The organism is Paenibacillus sp. J22P218 (assembly GCF_056269195.1).
Window position 1 is genome coordinate 351,268 of sequence record NZ_JBWDNL010000003.1, and the last position, 22,054, is coordinate 373,321.

Here is a 22,054-nt window from a genome sequence, read left to right on the forward strand (position 1 = left end):
CGGCCGCCCTTCTGCCCTAGTTAACCAGCAACTGCAACGAGGCCTGCGATCTGGCGTCCGACGCTCTTGCCTGCTTCTAATTCTTCGTTCGAAGGGTTATATTCGAACTTAATGCTTTCAGCGACGATGTCTGCTCCTAGCTCCTTAAGCTTCTCTTCGATTGTATCGACTGCTCCGCAGTAGATCGGATACGACGTGTCGCCTGAGCCGAATACGGCTGCCTTCTTACCTGACAGATCAAGTCCCTCCATTTCTTCATAGAAATCGATGAACTCGTCGGGCAGTTCTCCGTCTCCCCACGTATATGCGCCGATAATAATACCGTCATACTCCAGCAGCTCTGCTGCGGAAGCATCGAATGCTTCCTTCGACACGACCTCTGCTCCCGCCTCGGCAGCCCCAGCGGCAATCGCTTCCGCCATCTCTTCCGTATTGCCCGTCATGCTTGCATATACTACCAATACTTTTGGCACCGTATCAGCCTCCGTCTTCTTCTATCCTCTATTCAACGTTTGAATCCCTTGGAACAACGTCGCCATATAAATACTGTCACCCTGCAGATCGATGTCCGTAACCGGGCAACCCAGCTTCACCGAAAGCAGCGTCACCTGCTGTCTCATATACGCAAGTCGGAATAATCCCTTATCGGTACATACAAAAATGTCATTTCCTTTGGCTTGCACGGAAAATATAAACGGCTTACCGAAGCGAATCCGATTGAAACGCCCCTTTTTATCGCCGATTAACAGCTCGCCTTTATCGCTTGTTCCAATTAGATGACCTCTATAGACGGCCAAGCTTGTAACGCTCGCCTCCAGCTCGAAATGCGTCCAATCATCCATAAAGCGATCATATAGCGAAATACCGCTCTCATGGGCAATAACAAGATATTGAGGTAAGTTGATGAAATCGTACACTCGCTTATCCGAGCAAGCCGCTTTCTCCCAGCCCCCCGCGCCTTTCGCCCACAACCCGTACTCCGTTGCCGCATAGGAAGTTCCGCCGATCATTCGGTATTGATAGCAGGGAATGGTTAGACCATCATTCACCCACTCGCTTCCATCCCATTCATACAAGCCGTCGCTTGTGCAAGCATGAAGCAGGTCGTGCTGCAATTGCAGTCGATTAACCGATGTCCCTTCCGGCATCCCGTTCCCCAGCTTCACCCATTTCTCTGAAGCATCGATCGCGTAGATACCATGACCAACCGAAGCCGCATACAAAAAGTCCGGACCTGCCTTGATCGATGAAAAAGGGAACAGCAGCCAATTCCAGGGCCTGCTCGTTTCCGTTTGCATAAGTTTCTCTCCTTTATTCTCAGTTGTTCGCTTGATGTGCTGATGCTGCATCACGTTATTTATTCAACCGCGAATACGCTCCGCGTCAATGGATTATTGTTATCTGCCTGTTTATGCTCTAGGGATACTTCTCCCTTTGGCGTCCGTGCAATTGCTGCTTCGTCTCCGGCAATTCGGTTCTCCTCATGCAGCAAAACGCTTATTTCCCGTTTATTCGTTACCATCTCGTAAAGCAAGCCCACTCATGAAACCTCCTGCCTGGTTAACGCAACAACTTTTGTTGTGTTGATTTATTGATAATGATTATCACTTTCGTATATATGATAACCATTCTCAATCCCGATGTCAATATACCTACCTCATCTTCTTCCTATAACTGCCAAACTTTTATTGCTCTGCGCCGGTATCTGCCCTCCTCCTCCAAATGTACCTAATTGATAGAGTACTTTGACCTCTACTTGACGTACAACGGCCCCCTCTAAACAAGGAAGATAGGCACTTTCTCTACTTTTTATAGGTGAATCTATGGCTAGCAAACATCTAATTTTAAGAAATAAGGCTAATTCTCTTAACATAGCAGACAAATCCCCAAGCCACTGTTAGAAGACACGCATAAGATAGGAGCAAATACTAGGAGGTGTTTCATCTGGGTAATCTTTATGAGAAAAAACGTAGTGTTAAAATCTCTGGCTGCCATCCAAAAAGAAAAAAAGATGATTGTATCGTCATTAAGAAAAAAATCGTAACGGGTAAAATTCAAGTCAATGCCCCAACGGGACGCAGAGGTCCCCGCGGCTTCACTGGTCCTGTCGGACCTGCTGGAAGCGGCGCTCCTGGACCGCAAGGACCTGCTGGACCCGTTGGACCTGTAGGGCCTGCAGGCGCACAAGGCATTCAAGGCATTCAAGGGATTCAAGGCTTGATCGGACCTACTGGCGGTACGGGCGCTACAGGCGAACCTGGAACAACCGGTTCGATCATTCCGTACGCTTCCGGTATTCCTGTTATCCTTGTATCGGCATTAGGCTTAGTATCTACCGTAAGTTTAGTCGGTTTTGGCATAGCCCTTCCGGGAGTATCCTTGATTGGTGGGACAATCGATTTAACAAGCCTTGCCAATATCGCCCTTCTCGGTCCAAATATGGCATTCTCCGTTCCTCGCGATGGCACAATCACTTCGATCTCCGCTACGTTCAGCAACACAGTTTCTATCACGCTCACGGGTGCGGCAACTGTAACTGCGCAGCTCTATAGCAACACAGATTTAACCAATAACGTATTCTCTCCTGTTCCAGGCGCCCTCGTTAATATGACACTACCTGCTGGTCTGCTTAATATCGGCGACACGTTCAGCGGTATCACTTCTCCTATAGCTGTTCCGGTAACGGCTACTACTCGCTTGCTGATGGTTTACTCTATTACAGGCGATGCTCTTATCGAACTCTTCACCGCAACTGGCTTCGGCAGCGCGGGCATTACGATCAACTAATTTTACTAGTATAAAAGAAAGACCGACTCTCAGGAGTCGGCCTTTCTTTTATTTCCATCATAAATTCAGCTTAAGTTGCAGCTTGAAAAGTATACTTATCTGCTCGCCGCTGAACTGGACATCCTGTACGGTCACAACGTCCTGCTGCGGCAAATCTAGCGGAATGACTTGCGTCTCTAGCATCCGCAGCGGCAAATGGATATCCTTGACGGTCAGCGCCCTAGGCCGCAGCACGATGTTCGGCGCTTGCCACTCCAGCTTATACTCCGCCTGCAATTGTACGGGCAAGCGATCCTTGTAAGTAACGTTCAGCTTTGCAATCAGACGATCGCCGTCCAACTCAAACGCGGCGCCGTCCAGTGTCGTATCCGGAGCGAGCGGCTCGGTGGATGATGACATATGCATTTTGACCAAGTTGTTAATATCCGCTTCGGTCAGTACAAGCTCCGGCTTCAGCTTCTTGATCATATCGAGCGCCTTGTCCTTCACGCTGATTGCCTCATACGACATCGTGAGCTCCTCATCCGGCTCGACGTAGGATACGAGCCACCAGCCTCCGCAGGCGAGCAGCAAGATAAGGATACCGATTAGGATAGCTAATCTTTTGAGAGCTTTGCGCATGGTTTGCCTCCTATTCGTCAATTTCTTCGATAGAGAATGCGGTCATTCGGCAATGAAGGTGCTATAATAGACCGATAATTATGGATATTTATACAGATCGAGAGGATGGACGCTATGAGTCAACACGTTGAACCTTCACCCCGCATCGGGCTTGAAGATATTGTACATGCCCAAATGCATTTGAAAGATGTCATTACACGTACGCCGCTGCAATACAATCGTGTGCTCTCCGAGCGTTACGGCTGCAACCTACTGCTTAAACGCGAGGATTTGCAGATCGTCCGATCGTTCAAAATACGCGGTGCTTACCATCTTATCCGCTCCCTGTCTCCTGAGACACTGGAGAAAGGCGTTATCTGTGCTAGCGCAGGCAATCACGCTCAGGGCGTGGCTTATTCCTGTCAGGCGCTCGGTATTCCCGGCAAAATCTATATGCCAAGCACGACACCGCGCCAAAAGGTGAGCCAAGTGTCCTTCTTCGGCGGCTCACAGGTTGAGGTCATATTGACCGGCGATACGTTCGATGACGCTTACGCAGAAGCGGTCGCCGAAAGCGAGCGCAGCGGCATGTCCTTCGTTCATCCGTTCGACGATGCGAAGATAATCGCAGGCAACGGTACGATCGGCCAAGAGATTATGGAAGCCGCCGATTCGGTTCCCGATTACGTCTTCCTAACGGTCGGCGGCGGCGGCTTGGCGGCGGGCGTTGCTTCTTATATTAAGATTGTATCGCCTACGACGAAGCTCATCGGCATCGAGCCCGAAGGCGCCCCTTCGCTTCGCGTCTCGCTTGACCATGGCGAAGTTACGCCGCTCGATCAAATTGACAAGTTCGTAGACGGCGCTGCCGTCAAACGGGTAGGCGATCTCACGTTTGCGATATGCAAGGAACTTCTGGATGACGTCGTTGCTATTCCCGAAGGCAGAGTATGTACGACGATGCTCGACCTTTACAACGAGAATGCAATCGTCGCCGAACCTGCTGGCGCGCTGCCGATTGCCGCGCTTGAAGCGTTCCGCGATCAGATCGCGGGCAAGACGGTTGTATGCATCGTTAGCGGCGGCAATAACGATATCGACAGAATGCAAGAAATTAAGGAACGTTCGCTCATCTATGAAGGCTTGAAGCATTATTTCATGTTGAGCTTCCCTCAGCGGGCCGGCGCGTTGCGCGAGTTTCTAGATCAAGTGCTTGGACCGAATGACGATATTACTAGGTTCGAGTACACGAAGAAGCATAATAAGGACAATGGTCCCGCTCTCGTCGGTATTGAACTGAAGCATCGCGACGACTACATCCCGCTCGTGGAGCGTATGTCGCGCAAAGGCTTCCAGTTCGTCGAGTTGAACAAGGACCCTGTATTGTTTAATCTGTTGATTTGATTGGTTATTTAGCGCCTTCGCCGACTTGCGGCGGAGGCGCTTTTGTTAATAGCGCAGAGTTGTTGCGCTATTCGGCATTCCGGGGCTGCGATCTTACCAGGCGTAGGCGCGAGGCGCGTCGCCGCCCGGGCCAGGGAAGATCTCGTCGATGCGCTTCAGCGCCGACTCGTCGAGCTTGATCTCAACCGCGCGCAGCGAGCGCTTGAACTGGTCGAGCGTGCGCACGCCGATGATCGGCGCCGTCACGGCAGGGTTCGCGAGCAGCCACGCGAGCGATACAAGATCCTCCGGCTCGCCGAGCTCGTCGCAGAACTTGGCATACGCGTCCAGCTTCTCCCGGTGCTGGTCCAGGCGCTTCGAGTCGCCGCTGCGGCGGCCGCCGTCCTTGCGGCGATGGTTGCCGGCGAGCAAGCCGCCGTCCAGCGGGCTCCAAGGGATTACGCCGAGGCCAAGCGCCTGCGATGCCGGAAGCACTTCGAGCTCAGGCAATCTGCACAGCAGATTGTACTTGTGCTGCTCGGATACAAGGCCGATATGCCCTCTCGCCTTCGCTTCTCCTTGAGCTACTGCAATATCCCAACCTGCGAAGTTGCTTGAGCCTACGTAGCCAATCTTTCCTTGCGCTTCCGCATTCTCGAACGCTCTCCACAGCTCGTTCCAATCCACGCTGCGATCAACGTGGTGCATTTGATAAAGCTCTATATGATCGGTCTGAAGACGCTTCAGCGAGCTCTCCAAATGTCTGCGTATCTTGTATGCGGACAGTCCCGCCTCGCGGTTAGGTCCGTCATGGGCGTCATGCATATCGCCATATACTTTCGTTGCTAGCACGGTGCGCTCGCGTCTGCCGTCGCCTTGCTTGAACCAGCGTCCGATGATTTCTTCCGTACGCCCCGAGTTTTCGCCCCAGCCATAAATGTTAGCGGTGTCAAAAAAGTTAATGCCCGCCTCCAAAGCGGCATCCATAATTCGGAATGATTCCTTTTCGTCCGTATCTACTCCAAAGTTCATTGTCCCGAGACATAAGCGGCTTACGTTTAGACCTGAACGACCTAGCTTCGTATACTCCATCTTCGTTATCGCTCCTTCAAATTTTAGATAGGCGGATATTAAATCCATTATACAAAAATAATATAAAGGAAACCAACCGTAGTTCACGCTGTGATGACAAATGCCCGCTACACTAACGGCAGGAGGTGTGCCTATGCTTCGTTTCGACTATAATCGGCATCCAAAATTGTTGATTCTATACGCTTCTTACGGTGATGGACATTTGCAGGTGTCCCGCGCTATTCAAGGCGCGCTCGAAGAAAGGGGCAATTATCGCTCCGCTATGATTGACCTGATGGCCGAATCGCACCCTTGGCTCAATGAGGTAACACGGCGCTTCTATCAACAAAGCTATACCCGCATGCCTTCTCTTTATGGCTGGATGTACGACGTTACGAAGCCGATTAAGCACAACTCTCTGCTTGGCGGGCTGCTTCATTCGTTCGGCAGTGAAAAAATAAGACGGATCATCGCCGCCGAGCGGCCCGACGCGGTTATTCATACGTTCCCGTTGCTGGCCGTTCCGCCTATTACGCGCAGGCGTCGGGCCGTATTTCACCCGCCCTCTTATGCCGTCATAACCGACTTCGACCTGCACCGCCGCTGGGTGCATCCGAGCATCGACCGCTATTATGTCGCTACCGATGACTTGAAGCGAGAGCTCGGCCATATCGGCATTCCGGGCAGCCGGGTGCAAGTGAGCGGCATTCCGCTGCGGCGCAGCTTCCGCATGCTGGACGCATCGGATACGCTGTATGCCCGTTACGGCCTCTCCCCCGATCGGCCGGTCATTTTAATGATGCCCGGCGCACAAGGCACGTCCGCCGATACTGGAGACATCTGCAGCCTGCTGCTGCGGCATCCGCGACTGCAGATCGCGCTCGTCTGCGGACGCAACGAGCAGCTTAGGGCCGCTGCGCTGGAACAGTTCGCCTTCCACCCCGAGGCCAGCCGGCTGCGGGTGTTCGGCTTCATCGATACGATTCACGAGCTGATGTCGCTCGCTTCCTGCATCGTCACGAAACCCGGCGGCGTCACGCTCTCCGAGGCGATTGCCGCCAGACTGCCCATATTCGTCTATCGTCCGGTTCCCGGACAAGAGAAACAGAATGCGAAATACTTATCGTCGAAGGGCGCTGCCACTATAGCACGCGACCCTGCCGAGCTTTGCGCGCAAATTATGAAACTGATTGACGATCCGATACGTTTAACTAACAGCAGGATATTAATCGAACAGCTTCAGACGGCGCAAACGGCAGCGGACAGCATTGTTTCGGATATTTTGGCGAGACATTCTATAGTGGGCAGAGCTTCTATCTTGTAATATAAGGAGCTTATCCGTGCCGACAAAACAAACCCGCTGGTTTGGAGCGGAGATGACTCTCATCTCCATCATTATGTTCTTCGTCGAATTCGTCCGGGGCGCCGTGCTTGTCAGCCTGCTGCCGATCTACGGCGCGAAGACGCTGGGGCTCTCCCCTGACGTGATTGGCGTCGCCATATCCGCTCACTACATTACCGACACGCTGCTCAAGATTGCAATCGGCTATTTGCTGGACCGATTCTCCATGCGTCTCATCGTGCAGGTCGGACTCTTCATATCGCTTATTGGCGTCTACCTGCTGCAATTCGCCGATCTCCCTTGGATGTTCATTGGCGCGGCCGCCATCTACGGAATCGGCATGTCGCCGATCTGGATCGTCTGCCTGACCAAAGTAACCGAGGGAAATCGCGGCACGCAGATGGGCTTCCTGTATACGATTTGGTTCGTTGGCCTTGGAAGCGGACCGATTGTTTGCAATATTTTGCTCGATTACAGCTCTTCGTTCACTTACACGCTGCTTGTCAGCCTATCGGTGCTCGCCTGCCTGCTCTCCATGTTCATGAGCAAGCAGCGCGCGCAGAAACGCGAATTTCTGCCGATGCGCGAACAGCTTGGCGTGCTTAAGAGCAGAATGAGCCAAATGAAGCTGCTGCTGCCGGGCATGATCCTGCAGACGATGGGGGCAAGCATGCTCGTTCCGATATTGCCTGCTTTCGCGGAAAGCAGGCTCGGCATATCGGGCACGCAATATTCCGTCCTTTTGACAGTCGGCGGCGCATGCGCCGCCGCAGGCCTTATTCCAATGGGCAAGCTGTCGGACAAGCTGGGCGGCAGGAAATGGTTTCTCGTGTTCGGCTTCGGTTTCTTCGCCTTCGCTTTGTACATGCTGGCATGGGGACTATCCTTTTGGTATTGTTTACTTATAGCGATGGCGCTCGGATTGTCCTACGCTACCGTACTCCCTTCCTGGAATGCGCTGCTTGCGGCTTATGTGCCGCCGAAGCAGGAGGGGCTTGGTTGGGGAATCCTGTCCACCGTTGAAGGAATCGGCGTCATGATCGGCCCTGTAGCCGGGGGACTGATTGCCACCTGGAATGGCGAAACGTCCGTCGTTTGGTTCAGCGCCGTTCTTTTCGGCCTTATCGGCCTCTTTTACCTATGGTTTCCGTTCCATGGTCTTCGGGCAAGCGGAACTGCTACAAACAAGTAGATCGGAGTTAACTTATGAACGAATGGCAAGAATGGCTGCATAATTTGAAACATATGGATTTGGATCAAATTCAACGAACGCTGGAGAGCTACTCGCAGTTGGGGCCGTTGCCCGGATTGCTCTTGCCGATGCTCGAGTCCTTCCTGCCCTTCTTGCCGCTAATCGTCATCGTAGCTGCCAATGCCAACATTTACGGTTTAGGCTTCGGCTTCTTATTTTCTTGGATCGGCGCGGCGGCCGGTGCATTATGCGTATTCTGGATAAGCCGAAAGATCGGAAGACGATTCAAGGGCTGGGTCATGCGCCGCTTTCCGAAGTCGGAGCGCTTCTTCACTTGGGTCGAGCATCGCGGCTTCACGCCTCTCTTCCTGCTTGCGTGCTTTCCGTTCACGCCTTCCATTATCATTACCGTCGTATCCGGTATAAGCAATGTGCCGTTCAAGACGTTCATGCTCGCAACGCTGCTCGGCAAAGCGGTCATGATCTTCAGCATATCGCTTATCAGCTTCGATATCGGCAATCTAATCGATGAGCCATGGCGCATATTCGTTACGATTACGGCCGTTCTCGTGATGTGGTTCGGCGGCAAAAAGTTGGAGTCGCGTTATCAAGTTAACTGATGAGTTGAGGTGAACGAAAATGATAACCTTGGCAGCAGCGGCACTGCATACGCAGCTTCTGTTCTCCTGGTTCGGCTTCGGCGCCACGGCAATCGTTCTGCTGGTGGCGTTTCTGCTGCTAGCGGGGATGATCTTCTTCATTCGCATCGCTTCCAGCGGCGAAGACAAGCATGCCGAAATACGGGAGATGGTCGAGACGTTATTCGGCACGCCCGCTCATCTTCGAGCTGCACCGCCGAGCGACGCCTCTCCTTCCTCTTCTTCCCCTTCACCGCTCGTGAAACCCGCGGCTTCCTTCTCGGAGCCTTGCCCGGCTTGCGGTGAGACCGTTACTGAGAACGACGTCCACTGTCCCTCTTGCGATCTCCGCTTGCTCTAAGCCTTCCTTATTGCACTCATACAATTCCTCCTTTTGTGGCAAACTGTTGATGATCTTCTGTCGAAGGGAGGATACCGCCATGTCCGGTACACAACCGTCCAATCAGCAAGTAGCTGCTAGCAAAGCGCAATCGAAAGCGGATCGCAATCTCGCCAGCAAGCAAGCTGCAAGTGAACAGCAATCGACCGCCGACCGCGCCGCAGTGCCGAAGCACGGACTTTGATCATAGGAAGGTAGGTATTAGGCAATGAGCGACAATGAGAAGCATAATGCAATGGATCCGCTCTCTGGCGAACCGGTCGAGGTAGACGGCGTCTATAAGAACGAATGGGGCCGCGAAGAGAAGATGAAACGCGGTGACGTATTTCCCGCCGACGAGATGCTTGGCACGACCGAGTGGGAGCTGGTTGAGCTTGACTTTAGCAATCATCATCAAGGCAAGACCGATCCTAGGCTGGTACCGCATGATGATGACGACGACATAGAAGCTCATATGCAGCATCCGCGTCGTCACGAAGGCAGCAATAAGACGGACGAGGAGTAACTAGAAGAAGCAGGCTTTAGAACGTCATCAAGACGCCTGAAGCCTGCTTCGTTTTTCTGAGCTTTAGCCTTCCTTCTCCTCCACTGACACCGTGCGTTGCTGCACCTGATCGATCAGCTTCTCCAATCGGCGAAGGTGATAAGCGTATTCGAACAAAGCGGAAGCAACAAAGACGAGGCGCTTGTTCTCATCCGGATCATCCATAATATATGCGGTCAGATCCTTCACTAGGCGTCCTTCGCGCTCCTCTTCCGGTTCAATCTGCGCATTCGGCTTTATCTTCTCCTCATGCTTCAATAAGATGTGCTCATGGTATTTGGTCATATCCTCGATCTGACGGTCGAACCGCGCAGCCCATTCATTCGCGCTCGGCGAAGCAAAATAGTGCTCCTCGACGACATCAAGCAGATCTGCGCCCTTCTGCAGCGTCTTAATCATCTGTTTGGATACGAGCAGCTTGCGGGCGTGGCTGGTTTTCGCGCGAGCTAATATTTTGCGCTCCTCTTCGAAGACGAGGTAGCGCTCCTCCAGCTTGCGCAGCGTCCCATGCAGCTTGTCCTTCTCTTGACGGAACACCTGCTCCTTCATCTCGTTCGATATGGCCGTGCGCAGCAGCAACGATAACTGCGTATAGGCCTGGCTTACCTGCTCATTGAACTGGCGCTTCGGACGGGGCGGGAAGACGAGCACATTAACCGCAAAGGAAGCTCCGATGCCGGTAAGTACCATAAGGAAACGATCGATCGCCACATCCCACCCTTGTCCGGTCGCCTCCATGATTGCCACGACTGTGACGAGCGTCAGGCTGATCGTACTTTCCATTTTGAGCCGAATACTAATGAGGATGACGACGATGCTGACAAGCCCGACCGCAATCGGCGTATGGCCGAACAATCTGACAGCTGCAAGCGCGATAAGCGCGCCAAGCAGGTTCGTCTGCAATTGATCCGCCACTCGCTGCCAGGAGCGATAGATCGACGGTTGAATCGTGAAGATCGCTGCGACGGCGGCAATAAGCGGCGTCACAAAGCCAAAGAGGCTGCTTAAGTAGATCGAGAGCGCGACGGCCATGCCCGTCTTAAGCACTCTTCCTCCAATAGTCACCACTATATTTCCCCTTTCACGAGCAGTTCGCCGCTCGCTGCCTGAACGCCGTTCACCCATAAGGTTAACCGATGAGCGCCCTCATAATGCTTTCGCGTCGTCAGATCGGCGAATCGATGCGTCCTCGTCCCTGAAGCGACAGCTCCGCTAGCGTATTCCTTGTCCGACAAAAGAAATCTTTTCTGCGACGACTTCCCGCCCGACTTCACGAAGTCGATTCCGTACTCTATTCGCACCTTCGTCCGCGCGGTATCGCGAAGCTGCACCTTGTAGCTCAGCGCCACTTCCCCGCCGATCGCCACTTCGGACGGCTCTACGTTAAGCATCGCCGATGTGAAGAGCGTCTCTTCGTCTGCGGCAGCCGAGTAGCCGAACAGATGCATGACGCGCGGCTCTGCGCGCTTGATCAACGTGCGGCAGCCATGTCTGACGATCCAGTCCGTCCATTCATGCTCTCCATGCCATCTCTCCGCCAGCTCTATGACTAGCTCCGGATGGTCCTTGGCGATATCGTTCAGGTTATTGGCCACGCTCTTGCGCACATACAGCGACGGATCCTGCTTCAGCTTCTCCAAAATCGGCAGGATCGGCGATGGATCGCGCTTGAACAGCGGAAGCGCCTGCGCCCATGGCAGACGCGGTCTTATCCCTTCGCTTGCCAGCCTTCTTAGATGCTCATTCGAATCGTCTGCCCACGCATGCATTTGGGCAAGCGTACGCTCTTGATCGGTCAGAATGAATGTCCGTATGGCGAACTCCGCGGTCGAACGCTGAGTGAATCTTGCGAGCGCCGCGAACGACAGCTCCCAATCGGGCTGCTCGAGTCCGTACACCTCTACGAAATCAGGGAAGAAAATATACGGCAAGCCCGAGCATTGCTCATCGATCTGGAACAATACGGCTATCGCTTCTTCGTACTTACTCGGCAGCTCTGCGCCAAGCGCCAGCGTAATCGCTCTTGCCCGCGCCTTCAGCTCGAGACGCTCCCACTCTCCGCCGCGCACCCGTTCTGCGAAGGAGCGCTCGTCGAAAGGCTGCCACGCCTCCTTCACCTTGGCGGCGAATTGTTCAATAAATAATCCGTCGTATAACGCTTTTAACGGTTCGGCCAAATGGTTCTCCTCCCTTATTGCTCTACTATGATGAATTATACCGTTTGTCCGCAGCAAATGACATAAGCCTACGCCGTAAACGAGGCGTACGTGCAAAAAAAAACTACGACGGCTCGATTAACGAACATACAAGTTTCTTTGTATTGGAATAGAGGGAATTACTCCAGTTATTTTTTTGGATTCCAAACGGAAATGTAGAATAACTGGAATTACTCCAGTTAATTTCAGTGATATGACCCTTCTGATTGAAAATAGATGATTTTAACGGGAGTTATTCCATCTATTTGATAAAAAGTAGTCGGGGAGCTCAGTAATAGCGGGAAAAATTCCAGTTATTTCGTTCAAGGTGTTTTTTTCGTATGCTGATTGGTCAATCGTAAAAAAAAAGCCCGGAAGGCGCTCCAAGCGGAACGTCTTCCAGGCTGCGGCTGCGGTCTCTGATCGCTATTAACGAGCGAAACGAGCAATAATGTCAGCGAGCTGATGCGATACCGTCGCTGCTCCTTGATTCAACTGCTCATTCGTATATTTGACTCGCACGAATGATTCGTCCATATTCATCGCTTCCGCGAACATGCTTGCAAGCCCGCGCGCGCGGCGGTCGATCTGGAGCACGATCTCGAGCTCGCGATCCGACGGGAAGAACATCACTTCAACCTCATCCAGCTGTCCGCGGAATTGGGTCGTAGGCACGAATTCGATCTCCTGTACGAACGGCATCTTGCCGCCGAGACGGGATGCGTATTCACAGTCCGCTTTGCGCAGCTGGAAGCCGAGGCGGTTCATCGCTTCAAGAATCGTATTCATCTGCGGCGTCGGCACAACCTCGATCTTGTCGTTGTCGCCTGGATCAACGCCTCCGCGCACATCAAGCTCCGTCTTCACCCATACCGGCGTACGCGCGAAAGTAAGCGGCGTTTGATGCGGAAGGTTGAACGAGAAAGGCACCTCGCGATTCTCTCCTGCCTTCAGCAAGAAAGGCGCGCTAACATGATAACGGCCGACTTCGGCATTCTGATTGTACTTTTGGTCGTTGCTCTCGCGAACATATTGTGTCATAACGGACAGATGAATCGTCTCGATCTGCTGCTCCACATTGCCTCCCCGTATACGGACGACACCGCGAACCTCCTCGCCCGGCATATAGCGCGGCTTCTCCAATACCGTATCGATCGTTGCGTTCCCAATCCCGATGCTGGCTAGAAAACGATTGAACATGTGAACATCCTCCTATAAATTAGCTTTCCAATTTTCATTCCAGGTGCTTCTACTGTGTATGGTGAGGATTTATACGTGCGTCGTTCGGAACAGGTTTCATTCCCGTTCATCCCGTTTATGTAAATTATATTATAAAATCGTCCATGTGAGCACTTCGAACATGAATGACCGCTATATTTAGTGATAAGGTTCTCTAGGGCACTTTTCACTTTCGGACATTTTCGCTAGAATGATAGAATACATTTGCTAGATTCAGGGCAAACTATAGTTAAATAGGAGCAGGAGGAAGCTTACGTGAAAATCGTCAAAGAGTTCAAAGAGTTCGCCATGCGCGGCAACGTTATCGACCTAGCTGTCGGTGTTATTATAGGGGGAGCGTTCGGCAAAATCGTTACGTCGCTTGTCAACGATGTCATTATGCCGCCGATTGGGAGAGTATTGGGCGGGGTTGATTTCAAGCATTTGAAGATTCCGCTGTATACGAAAGAGCAACTCGATGATAAACCTGCCGATTTCGTCGCACCAGTCATCGCCTACGGGCAATTCATCAACGTACTTATTGACTTCCTAATCGTTGCATTCTGTATTTTCATGCTGGTTAAGGTCATTAATGTTCTACGGCGTACGGAGAAGAAAAAGGATGAAGCGCCTGCTGCGCCAACGGAGAAGGAATGCCCGTACTGCTTGTCCATGGTTCCGATTAAGGCTACCCGCTGCAAGCAATGCACTTCGCAGCTGGAGGCTGTACAGCATGGCTGATGAGCTGTTCGACATCTATGACGAAGAGATGAATCCGCTCGGTACCGCAACACGATCCGAAACGCATGCGAAGGGCTATTGGCATCGCTCGATCCATTGCTGGCTGATACGCCGCGAAGGCGACAACCGCTTCGTCCGCTTCCAGCTTCGGCAAGTGACGAAGGATACGAACCCAAGCTGCTACGATATAACGGCAGCCGGTCATTTAACGGCAGGAGAGACGCTCGCGGAAGCGGTGCGCGAGCTGGATGAGGAGCTTGGCGTTCAAGCTCCTCTCGAGCAGCTCATCCCGCTCGGTCAGGTACGCGAGCAATGCGAGGGCATCGTGAACGGTGTTCCGTTCATCGACCGTGAGGTCAGCGATGTATTCGGTCTCGTGTGCGAGACGCCTCTGAGCGAACTTCGGCTGCAGCCCGAAGAAGTGGCCGGGGTGTATGAGGCCGACCTGGAGATGCTGCTTGCTTTGTTCGAGGGCTCGCTGACAGAGCTGCCGGCGACTGGCGTGGCGCTGCCTCCTGGCGGCGGTCCGCTGCTGGCTTCCCATGTTGTAGTGAAAGCAGATCAGTTCGTTCCGCGCGAGCTTTCTTATTATACGAACGTCCTTCGCTCGCTCCGCAATTGCACGTAGAGCGAGCTTTTTTCACATCTGCGCGATTCGAGTCCGAATCGCGCATTCCCCATGCCCGCTCCCAGTTCTGAAACCATCCGTCAATCAAAAAATGAATATTATAAAATTCCGTATTGCGCGGCGCCAGATCGAAGTCGTTCAGCTCCGGATTGTTCCACAGCTGCGCTGCCATCGGATGCAGGCAGCCGTGCAGATTCATCTCGATGAAGCTGCCCAGCTCATCGGCTGATCGGAACGATTGCGGCTGATACGTAACGCGCTGTTCAGCTTCCGCATTGTAGCAAGGCGCACGCCTAATGGCGTCAGGTATTCCGTTCCATCCGGCAATCGCTCTCGTATCGTAGCCCTGGCTGGCATACCAGCCGGCAACTCGATTAATATAGTCGCGGTGAAATCGCAGAAACCGTTCCCCGTAACCTGGCGGCGGCATGGAACCGGGCGCCAAATGGTTCGTATGATGCCATATGCGATGCTCCTCCAGCAATGCCGGAGGGAAATTCGGTATGCGCGGCATATTGTCACTCCTCGCTGCTCAGGAAATCGTTTATCCCAGCTCATTTTTGCTGTAATAGGGTATGCGCCCGAAGCGGCGGCCGTGACTGTCGTCATTAGAAAATCTATACATAGAAGGAGAATGCATATGGCAAGAAGAGCAAAAAGAAAGCGCGGGAACTGGCTTGGACCGTTTTTCAATTTCATGACCGAACTTCTCGGATTCCTTGGCGATCTGATCAAAAAATAGTCTAATCGAACGGCAGCTGCCGGAAAATAAAAAAAGCCCCCTGCGTTAATCGCAGAAGACTCCTTCGCATTAAGAGGTATGCTGATGAAGGGCATTACTATAGTGAAAGTACCTACAAAAGTACCTGTTTTGGACAAATAAAACCCCCTCTTAATGAGGGGCTGCTACATTTTATAATACACCGGCTTCTCACACTTCACGCACATGTACACTCGCGCGCCTCCGATCACCCTCCACCTGAAGCGGCCTTCCGCTTTACACTCGCATATCCCTTTGCTATAAAACTCGGTCAGTACTTCGCGATTTGTTTCAACCTTTTTCTCAGCCTCTTCGTGAGAAATATATGTCGGCATCGCTTTTTTATCAAAAGTGATCTCCTCGACTCGTCCGTCAATATATAGGTAGAGATGCAGCACACGCCCATCTTTTACGTTATAGGTGTAGATGTGCTTATCTTCAACTCGACCGCCATGGATTAGCTTGCCGTACTTAGCGTAATAGACTCTTGCTTCTTCTATGGAGTTAAATTGAGGTAGAGGTTTCTTAGGCATGTTAGTCCTCGATTGTTTTTCCTCTATAATAACAAAAAAAAGCCCCCTACTGGAGGCTAGTTGCGACTTCTACGACGAGACGGATGAGTTCTATAAGAACAGCTGCGTCAGCGGCGTTGAAGTTTATACGAATATCGATTCGCATAAACTCCACCTCCTTCCCATTACAATCGTCAGTCTGGGCAAGCCCAAGACCATCGAATGTTAACGGCGGGGTCGTGAAGTGCTATTAAATATTACCATATCCTAATTGGTATTGGAAGATTCTATTACCAATAAACCATTTGCAACCAGCCAATCATAGCACATCCCCATCTTCCTCAGTCCTTCTTCCTGATTCTTACCCGGTGTCGTCGCCGTTTTATAAATCGCATCGAGTCGCGTCTTAGCTGCGAATGCTTTTACTACCTTCTCGTTAGGTGCTGCTTCTACTTCTAATCTAAGTTCCAATGTAGCTACATCCTCTCTTATACGATCTACTGACGTTACAGGGCATGCGGTAGGCGATACTTGATTATGACCGAGTATATACTTAATTGAAGGAATAGCAGCCTTAACCGCCAGTATAGCGGCGTATAGAAGCTTTCTCTCTTGCTCTGTTAAGTCGTTGTCTTTGGTTATGTTTCGATTGACGACAATGCCGACTGTGTAGGTGTTATTGCCGCCAGCATGATAAGTGAACGACCGCAAATCATTAAGCTGCTTTATCTGTCCTTGATCGATCGCAACATGGTATGCGATGCCGGCGCCCCACTTGCTTGCATGATAATTCGCATGAGACTCCAGCGTCCCGTTTGGTGGCCCTGAATGGTGGATGATGATCGTGTCTATATCAGCGGGATTGCGAAAGCCAGTGTGATATGTGCCGTCCCATACGCCCTTGACGATGTTCTTCTTCGTCAACGATTCCCATGGAGACTTACGAGGCAGCTTATCAGTTATATCAATGATCGGCGGTATGTTACTCCATGTGTTCGGTGTTAGTTGTATTCCCCTCATTTTTACCTCCAGCTCTTTTGGCATCGACAAAGCTTTCGCCTAAGATGTAACCAACGAGGGACGCTGTAATAGCAGTTATAACTTCAGTTGATAGCCCCCATCCTAAAGTTTCATTTAGTACTGGAATGACTGCGCCGGCTATTGCTGCCCAAAACTTTCTCGACTTCAACTTGTTTAACATTCGTATCTTCCCCCAGTATAATTTTGATGGCTTGCTGTAACTCTGTACTGTAGCTGAGGTTTGGTTTGCGACTGAACATTCCAGCCCCATCCTTTCCATCATTAATCGTTGATTCTCCATGATTAGGAGCTGATTGTTAACGTACGTTTGATTGATATCCCCGTCAGCCGGAAACAAATAGGGCATATACCTCTTCAGCTTCTTCTTGAACATCTTTGTCCGCATGATGGCGATAACGGACAGGATTATGGCTGAAGGCTCTTTTCCGTACTTCCATAAGTTTTGGGCGATATCGAGTATTAAGTCGTACATATTTCACCCGCTTGTAGAGCAATTTGTCATAAGTATCACGATCAACAAAAAGAGCGATAAGTCGTAGTGATTCATCGCTCAATGGCGAGTTACAGTATTCGGTTGTATCCATGACAATCATGGGCTTCACCTTCCTATAGCCTGTTGAGCTAATGTGTTACGTCGCTTAATCAGCGGTTCGATTTCAGCTCGTTTCTGAGCTGCAGTCAAATCGCTTCTTTCTATTTGTCGTATTCTCGTGCTCAATTCGTTCATCGATTCAGAAGCATCGCTTAATCTATTGTGCAGAGCTTCTTCTCTGAACGCTCTTTCGTTGATACTTGCTGATCTTTTTTCACGTTCAAGCCTCTCCAGTTCATTGTAGAACTTCTCCGTGTCTTTACCGCCTTGAAGTGGATCGACAAGGAATGATCGAGCTACCGGCTTTTGTTCTGCTCGTTTTTCAGGAGTTGAAACGCGATCAACGGCACCGGTCTTGCCTAATATTGCATCTACCGCGTCCGTTACATATTTACCGCCGCCAGCAAACAACCCTTGAATAGTATTGTCAATAATGTATGGAGAACGGAAATTACCCCCTACACTTCCTAACTGACTATCTACGATTCCGGCTATCGCCTTCGCTGCTTCAGATGTTTTAATCGGATCGTATTGATCTTCAAACTTCAATCCTTGATCTCTCTGCGGGATGATAGGACCTTGTTTGAAACCTGAATAGTTTGCTACCCCTTCAAGCAATGGCTGCAGTCCAGTAATCATCATCGGCAGAGCATTATCAGCTAATACGCCCTTTCCAAACCCCTCGAACGCCTCTTTGTCGTTATCTGCCCAAAAATCCAAAGCACGATCGACAACATTAGCCACTACTGCAAAATCAAATGGTTTTGGTATACGAGCAACCATATCCGTTCCCGGCACAGCAACCAACCAAAACGTGTTTCGCTGCCAGTCAGGGGCGTTTCTGATTGTCTCTTTCTGCGTATCATTAGCAAACTGTTTATTGTAGAAATGGATACCTACCGTTGGTACTGCCATATGTTGGACCACACGAACAGTAGTCCTCACTGGATGATTCTTAAATGCACGGATCGTCTTTGATTTACCCTGAATATTAGCATTCAAGAACGCTACGATTTTGTTTGTTTGCCTAATGCTTGAACCCGCACGAGCAAAATCCATTAGATCCCTAGAGCGATATGCAGCTTCTTCTTTTGATGCGCCTTTTCGCAATGCAGCTCTATACTCTCCGACCTTTGTAGACGACTCCGTAATGTCTGAGATACCGCGTAACAAGGCAATAAAATTACGAGGGTCTACAACATTGACGAACTTCTTCCCTGGGCTTTGGGTTAGTATTTTCCTTTGAGCAGCAGCAAAGTTACCTTTATCCTCAGAAACGATATTCCCATACGCTCCAAGGTTATCTACCCAATCCTGATAGAGCTTACCTTTACCGAATTTACCCATGATGGAGGACGCTAGACCAACCGCGTAATCATCAAGTCTAAATCCTGAATCGGAAATGATTTTAGCATTTCGATAATCTCGGATAGGGTTTCTCATCATGAACTCAGGTGTCAACGTTGCGCCGGCGCGTAGCCATGATGCGGGAGTAGATAAGAAACGCATCAGCCATGTGCTTGATTCCTTATCAAGCGTTAGTAGCGCATCACGAACATCTTTGTCTACCTCGTAATGTACGTTATCTCCGTTCTCCTTAACGCTCACTACGTTCTTTCCTTGAACCTGTTCGCCATCATTAAGCTTTCTAATGTACTTGTTCTCAGGATCAAGTTTAGAAAGTCTAGAGATATGCGAGGCAACCTTGTTTCTTTCTGCAGCGCTAATGTTCTTTGTGATGTTTCGCACCATATTTTCAAGTGGTTCAATAACATTTTTCTCGCTACCTTTTAGTTTTTTCAAAGGATTAGCGACATTAGCCAACGCTTCTGAAAGCCCACTGTTATGACCGGCAACATCATCAACATCACGGAATAAAGGAATATAGTTTTGCCAACGCTCATTCAATACATCCCGAAGCTGAGCGCTAACGACACCCGATTCAACGAGGTCATCCAGCAATTCGCGGTTAATATTTACTAGAGATTTACGCGCTGCTTCCATTTCAGGCGTATTTAATTTACGAATAACATCATCGATCTCAGCATTGGTGAATCCTGATTTGTATCCTGCTGCATTAACATCTTTGGCGTGAACAGCGAGCGCATACCGTCCTAAGTCATCTGAGTTGTAGCCAGCTTTCTCTACTCCCCTTACGATCGGCTTTAAACGGTTATCGATAAATTGGTTTATCTTCTCAGGCACACCTTTATACATCCGAGCAGATTTATAAATACTGTCTTCAGCTGATGCGATTTCCCCTGTTACATTACGCTCGAGACGGTTAATAGGCGCTATATCCTCAGTAAATTGCGTCTTGAACCGTTCCCATTTGTCGATTGTTGATGTACGATCAGCCTTTTTACCACGAGAAATCTTTCCTTCGAACGTTGAAGCGTCGCCTACGCCGCTATTATTGAACGTGTCCGCGTCTTGACCTTCCTTAGATGCTATCCGCTCTTGCTTGCGAAGTTGCTCTTTAGCCGCTTGGTATAGTCTCTGAGCATGTGGACGTACGCTTTCTCCAAACTCTTTAACCGCTTCTTCCGTAAAATCAGCTAATTTAATTGTTCCTTTGCCCATTTTGGCTGCCATAATGACAGACATATCGCCCCATTCAGGCAATGGGTTCGAGTTGATGTTTCCTCTTCGCTTAGCCATCCGTTGACGAGCATTCTTTTCTTTTTGATCCAGCCAGTTATAAACTCGGTCACGCTGACGAGGATTATTTATTTCTCTTACGAGTTGAGCAGTGTCTTCTTCAGGCGCCAGCTTCCGAGCTTTAATATTCTCAACTGATTCGCTGATAGACTGAGTTTTACTTGCTGAAGGCTGAATCTGCCCTTTGACGGGGAATGATATCTCCTCAGTCTTCAATTTAGCATCAGTAACGTTAATGGCCGGATCTAATTCTCTCAAAGATCCATTTATTTGCGTGCGAACGTCCTGTAATGCTGCCATGTTGTCATCAAAACCATTCTGCGACTTCCATGACGGAACATTACCTGCTTCATCCTTAAATCCGTTATCTACGCGTTCTCGAGCTAACTGGTATAGTTCCTTGTTAGAAGGGAATTTGCCTTTAGCAGCATAGAATTCTTGATACCAAAGTGGATTCTGAGATATTCGTCCTGCTCTACTTAAAACATTCCCATCAGCGTCCGTCTGCAATTGTCCTTGCTGAACTCCGCCGCGCTCATTCAATGACTGTTTAAGATAATTATATTCATCGACTATTGCACGGTCGTAACTGCTATTTAGCTGCCGGATCTCGTCATCAATAATCTTTAAGTCATCACGGGCTTGCGATACATTACCCACCCTTCTTGTGGTCTCTGGCGAAGCTGTAAGTAACTTAAATGTATAATCCGGTGTAATTGTCTCCACTGATTCAACCGTGTTCACGTTTCCACGCTGACGAGGTGCAGGAAGTGATTGTACGTTCTGTGCCGTCGATGCTTGTGGGCGATATTTGCTAATAACCGACTTTGCCAACTCACCTAGTGATCCAATAGCGATGTCACCTGCACCGCCTAATGCAGCCCCATACAATATATTACGACCCATGTCCTTCGCATCCGTTTCACCGCGAACACCTGAAATAATGCCGCCTTGGATAGCCCCTGCAGTAGCACCTTCAACACCTTTTCTGACAGCTTGATTGGTCAAGTTAGAGCCTATGTTTATTCCTGCTTGGTTTAGTACAGGATTAACGGCGTTTGTTGCTCTAACTATCCCTCGTTCACCGACACCTATTAACGGCTGAAGATGTTTTGCATTGGTCAGTCCTTTTCCAATTTGATAAGGAAGAGTAACAAGTCCTTGTTCTATCGCAGCTGGATTCGTTAATGATCCAGCCAACATGCCTGTAAACTCGGCGGCCTTATCTAAAATGCCTGGCGCTTTGAACGGTGCCGGATTGCCCCCTGAAATGTTAAGTGCGGAATTTGCTCCTTTTTGGAAAGCAGGAACACCAGGCAATGTCTCTAGTCCGTAAATCGCGGTCATTACAGGCTCTGTAAGGCGTTGGATAGTGGATAGAAAGGGTTTACCCTCGCTTGCTTGTCTATCCTTCTCTAATTTATCTGTAATGTACTCTGATCGTGTAGGCTGATGATCAGATTTGAAGCGCTCCCGATCTGTCTGCAATATTTGTGAGGCAGAAGGAAGCGCCACTGTTGGAGAAGTGACACGATCAGTTCCAATTGGTTTAAACTTCGTCATATTGGTTTCATTCTGTTGGAACGGATTGAACGCATCAGGAGCAGCAGCACGTACCGCCACTCCTTCAACACGTTTCTTTTCTTGCTGTATTTCGGGATCATAGTTATCCCAGTTTACACGGGAGGCAGACTTTCGACGCTCTTCCTTCTTATCACCACCGTACTTAGACCAATCTACTGCCATACC

23 protein-coding genes are annotated in these 22,054 nt (G+C 50.3%); 10 read left to right on the forward strand and 13 right to left on the reverse strand.

What is annotated here, in order from left to right; all coding sequences use genetic code 11:
• Window positions 1-20 precede the first annotated feature (20 nt).
• From AC0YN0_RS16200 to AC0YN0_RS16210, 3 genes are read right to left on the reverse strand one after another with little or no spacing between them, the layout of a single operon-like run.
• On the reverse strand, window positions 21-473 hold the full coding sequence (locus AC0YN0_RS16200) for a flavodoxin (protein ID WP_475822177.1): 453 nt from the start codon (window positions 471-473) through the stop codon (window positions 21-23).
• Between the two features lie 21 nt (window positions 474-494).
• Entirely contained in the window at window positions 495-1,298 is an 804-nt protein-coding gene (locus AC0YN0_RS16205; RefSeq protein WP_475822178.1) for a hypothetical protein, read from the reverse strand.
• A 59-nt stretch (window positions 1,299-1,357) separates the two neighbouring features.
• Window positions 1,358-1,540 carry a hypothetical protein gene (locus AC0YN0_RS16210; protein WP_475822179.1) on the reverse strand — a complete coding sequence of 61 codons (183 nt, stop codon included), beginning with the start codon at window positions 1,538-1,540 and terminating at the stop codon, window positions 1,358-1,360.
• 395 nt (window positions 1,541-1,935) lie between these two features.
• Here AC0YN0_RS16210 and AC0YN0_RS16215 point away from each other — a divergent pair, with 395 nt between their 5' ends.
• Window positions 1,936-2,787 (forward strand): exosporium glycoprotein BclB-related protein, encoded by an 852-nt coding sequence (locus AC0YN0_RS16215; protein WP_475822180.1) that lies wholly within the window; start codon window positions 1,936-1,938, stop codon window positions 2,785-2,787.
• Between the two features lie 57 nt (window positions 2,788-2,844).
• Here the strand turns inward: AC0YN0_RS16215 and AC0YN0_RS16220 are convergent, their stop codons facing one another.
• A complete protein-coding gene (locus AC0YN0_RS16220) occupies window positions 2,845-3,408 on the reverse strand; it encodes a hypothetical protein (protein WP_475822181.1) in 564 nt (187 codons plus the stop codon).
• A 114-nt stretch (window positions 3,409-3,522) separates the two neighbouring features.
• Between AC0YN0_RS16220 and ilvA the strand changes: the two genes are divergently transcribed.
• A complete protein-coding gene (gene ilvA / locus AC0YN0_RS16225) occupies window positions 3,523-4,791 on the forward strand; it encodes a threonine ammonia-lyase IlvA (RefSeq protein WP_475822182.1) in 1,269 nt (422 codons plus the stop codon).
• A 93-nt stretch (window positions 4,792-4,884) separates the two neighbouring features.
• Here ilvA and AC0YN0_RS16230 read toward each other — a convergent pair whose 3' ends face one another.
• Window positions 4,885-5,862, reverse strand: a complete 978-nt coding sequence (locus AC0YN0_RS16230) for an aldo/keto reductase (protein ID WP_337104068.1) — start codon at window positions 5,860-5,862, stop codon at window positions 4,885-4,887.
• 133 nt (window positions 5,863-5,995) lie between these two features.
• Here AC0YN0_RS16230 and AC0YN0_RS16235 point away from each other — a divergent pair, with 133 nt between their 5' ends.
• The 6 genes from AC0YN0_RS16235 to AC0YN0_RS16260 all read left to right on the forward strand — a co-directional run bounded on the left by AC0YN0_RS16235 (window position 5,996) and on the right by AC0YN0_RS16260 (window position 9,918).
• Window positions 5,996-7,165 (forward strand): MGDG synthase family glycosyltransferase, encoded by a 1,170-nt coding sequence (locus AC0YN0_RS16235; RefSeq protein ID WP_475822183.1) that lies wholly within the window; start codon window positions 5,996-5,998, stop codon window positions 7,163-7,165.
• Between the two features lie 16 nt (window positions 7,166-7,181).
• Window positions 7,182-8,375 (forward strand): MFS transporter, encoded by a 1,194-nt coding sequence (locus AC0YN0_RS16240; protein ID WP_475822184.1) that lies wholly within the window; start codon window positions 7,182-7,184, stop codon window positions 8,373-8,375.
• A gap of 14 nt (window positions 8,376-8,389) precedes the next feature.
• The gene (locus tag AC0YN0_RS16245; RefSeq protein ID WP_475822185.1) at window positions 8,390-8,995 is read left to right on the forward strand and encodes a TVP38/TMEM64 family protein; all 606 of its coding nucleotides are present in this window, start codon (window positions 8,390-8,392) and stop codon (window positions 8,993-8,995) included.
• A 19-nt stretch (window positions 8,996-9,014) separates the two neighbouring features.
• Entirely contained in the window at window positions 9,015-9,374 is a 360-nt protein-coding gene (locus AC0YN0_RS16250) for a hypothetical protein (protein ID WP_475822186.1), read from the forward strand.
• Between the two features lie 79 nt (window positions 9,375-9,453).
• Entirely contained in the window at window positions 9,454-9,597 is a 144-nt protein-coding gene (locus tag AC0YN0_RS16255) for a hypothetical protein (RefSeq protein ID WP_475822187.1), read from the forward strand.
• Between the two features lie 24 nt (window positions 9,598-9,621).
• Window positions 9,622-9,918: a transposase gene (locus AC0YN0_RS16260; RefSeq protein WP_337104062.1), complete on the forward strand. Its 297-nt coding sequence runs from the start codon at window positions 9,622-9,624 to the stop codon at window positions 9,916-9,918.
• Between the two features lie 63 nt (window positions 9,919-9,981).
• On the opposite strand, the gene AC0YN0_RS16265 is transcribed toward AC0YN0_RS16260, so the two are convergent.
• The 3 genes from AC0YN0_RS16265 to AC0YN0_RS16275 form a co-directional block, all read right to left on the reverse strand.
• On the reverse strand, window positions 9,982-11,022 hold the full coding sequence (locus AC0YN0_RS16265) for an FUSC family protein (protein WP_475822188.1): 1,041 nt from the start codon (window positions 11,020-11,022) through the stop codon (window positions 9,982-9,984).
• A 2-nt stretch (window positions 11,023-11,024) separates the two neighbouring features.
• Complete coding sequence (locus tag AC0YN0_RS16270; RefSeq protein WP_475822189.1) at window positions 11,025-12,134, reverse strand: DNA alkylation repair protein; 1,110 nt, start codon at window positions 12,132-12,134, stop codon at window positions 11,025-11,027.
• A 447-nt stretch (window positions 12,135-12,581) separates the two neighbouring features.
• Window positions 12,582-13,352 carry a sporulation protein gene (locus tag AC0YN0_RS16275; RefSeq protein WP_475822190.1) on the reverse strand — a complete coding sequence of 257 codons (771 nt, stop codon included), beginning with the start codon at window positions 13,350-13,352 and terminating at the stop codon, window positions 12,582-12,584.
• Between the two features lie 327 nt (window positions 13,353-13,679).
• Between AC0YN0_RS16275 and mscL the strand changes: the two genes are divergently transcribed.
• Both mscL and AC0YN0_RS16285 read left to right on the forward strand, forming a co-directional pair.
• The gene (gene mscL / locus AC0YN0_RS16280) at window positions 13,680-14,111 is read left to right on the forward strand and encodes a large-conductance mechanosensitive channel protein MscL (protein ID WP_475822514.1); all 432 of its coding nucleotides are present in this window, start codon (window positions 13,680-13,682) and stop codon (window positions 14,109-14,111) included.
• On the forward strand, window positions 14,104-14,739 hold the full coding sequence (locus tag AC0YN0_RS16285) for an NUDIX hydrolase (RefSeq protein ID WP_475822191.1): 636 nt from the start codon (window positions 14,104-14,106) through the stop codon (window positions 14,737-14,739). The genes mscL and AC0YN0_RS16285 overlap by 8 nt, the downstream gene beginning before the upstream one ends.
• A 195-nt stretch (window positions 14,740-14,934) precedes the next feature.
• On the opposite strand, the gene AC0YN0_RS16290 is transcribed toward AC0YN0_RS16285, so the two are convergent.
• From AC0YN0_RS16290 to AC0YN0_RS16310, 5 genes are all read right to left on the reverse strand, one after another.
• Window positions 14,935-15,096 (reverse strand): hypothetical protein, encoded by a 162-nt coding sequence (locus tag AC0YN0_RS16290; RefSeq protein ID WP_475822192.1) that lies wholly within the window; start codon window positions 15,094-15,096, stop codon window positions 14,935-14,937.
• Between the two features lie 549 nt (window positions 15,097-15,645).
• Window positions 15,646-16,032 carry a hypothetical protein gene (locus tag AC0YN0_RS16295; RefSeq protein ID WP_475822193.1) on the reverse strand — a complete coding sequence of 129 codons (387 nt, stop codon included), beginning with the start codon at window positions 16,030-16,032 and terminating at the stop codon, window positions 15,646-15,648.
• 246 nt (window positions 16,033-16,278) lie between these two features.
• Window positions 16,279-17,031 carry a peptidoglycan recognition protein family protein gene (locus AC0YN0_RS16300; protein ID WP_475822194.1) on the reverse strand — a complete coding sequence of 251 codons (753 nt, stop codon included), beginning with the start codon at window positions 17,029-17,031 and terminating at the stop codon, window positions 16,279-16,281.
• Window positions 16,994-17,524: a hypothetical protein gene (locus tag AC0YN0_RS16305; protein ID WP_475822195.1), complete on the reverse strand. Its 531-nt coding sequence runs from the start codon at window positions 17,522-17,524 to the stop codon at window positions 16,994-16,996. Before AC0YN0_RS16305 ends, AC0YN0_RS16300 begins: the two co-directional genes overlap by 38 nt.
• Window positions 17,525-17,650: 126 nt before the next feature.
• The gene (locus AC0YN0_RS16310) at window positions 17,651-22,051 is read right to left on the reverse strand and encodes an LPD38 domain-containing protein (protein WP_475822196.1); all 4,401 of its coding nucleotides are present in this window, start codon (window positions 22,049-22,051) and stop codon (window positions 17,651-17,653) included.
• Window positions 22,052-22,054: the final 3 nt, after the last annotated feature.

Coding starts and splice junctions, on each gene's coding strand:
- AC0YN0_RS16205 (WP_475822178.1), bottom strand. CDS start 1,298: ATGCAAACGGAAACGAGCAGGCCCTGGAATTGGCTGCTGTTCCCTTTT.
- AC0YN0_RS16220 (WP_475822181.1), bottom strand. CDS start 3,408: ATGCGCAAAGCTCTCAAAAGATTAGCTATCCTAATCGGTATCCTTATC.
- ilvA (WP_475822182.1), top strand. CDS start 3,523: ATGAGTCAACACGTTGAACCTTCACCCCGCATCGGGCTTGAAGATATT.
- AC0YN0_RS16230 (WP_337104068.1), bottom strand. CDS start 5,862: ATGGAGTATACGAAGCTAGGTCGTTCAGGTCTAAACGTAAGCCGCTTA.
- AC0YN0_RS16235 (WP_475822183.1), top strand. CDS start 5,996: ATGCTTCGTTTCGACTATAATCGGCATCCAAAATTGTTGATTCTATAC.
- AC0YN0_RS16245 (WP_475822185.1), top strand. CDS start 8,390: ATGAACGAATGGCAAGAATGGCTGCATAATTTGAAACATATGGATTTG.
- AC0YN0_RS16250 (WP_475822186.1), top strand. CDS start 9,015: ATGATAACCTTGGCAGCAGCGGCACTGCATACGCAGCTTCTGTTCTCC.
- AC0YN0_RS16255 (WP_475822187.1), top strand. CDS start 9,454: ATGTCCGGTACACAACCGTCCAATCAGCAAGTAGCTGCTAGCAAAGCG.
- AC0YN0_RS16260 (WP_337104062.1), top strand. CDS start 9,622: ATGAGCGACAATGAGAAGCATAATGCAATGGATCCGCTCTCTGGCGAA.
- AC0YN0_RS16275 (WP_475822190.1), bottom strand. CDS start 13,352: ATGTTCAATCGTTTTCTAGCCAGCATCGGGATTGGGAACGCAACGATC.
- mscL (WP_475822514.1), top strand. CDS start 13,680: ATGCGCGGCAACGTTATCGACCTAGCTGTCGGTGTTATTATAGGGGGA.
- AC0YN0_RS16285 (WP_475822191.1), top strand. CDS start 14,104: ATGGCTGATGAGCTGTTCGACATCTATGACGAAGAGATGAATCCGCTC.
- AC0YN0_RS16290 (WP_475822192.1), bottom strand. CDS start 15,096: ATGCCAGCCAGGGCTACGATACGAGAGCGATTGCCGGATGGAACGGAA.
- AC0YN0_RS16295 (WP_475822193.1), bottom strand. CDS start 16,032: ATGCCTAAGAAACCTCTACCTCAATTTAACTCCATAGAAGAAGCAAGA.
- AC0YN0_RS16300 (WP_475822194.1), bottom strand. CDS start 17,031: ATGAGGGGAATACAACTAACACCGAACACATGGAGTAACATACCGCCG.
- AC0YN0_RS16305 (WP_475822195.1), bottom strand. CDS start 17,524: ATGTACGACTTAATACTCGATATCGCCCAAAACTTATGGAAGTACGGA.
- AC0YN0_RS16310 (WP_475822196.1), bottom strand. CDS start 22,051: ATGGCAGTAGATTGGTCTAAGTACGGTGGTGATAAGAAGGAAGAGCGT.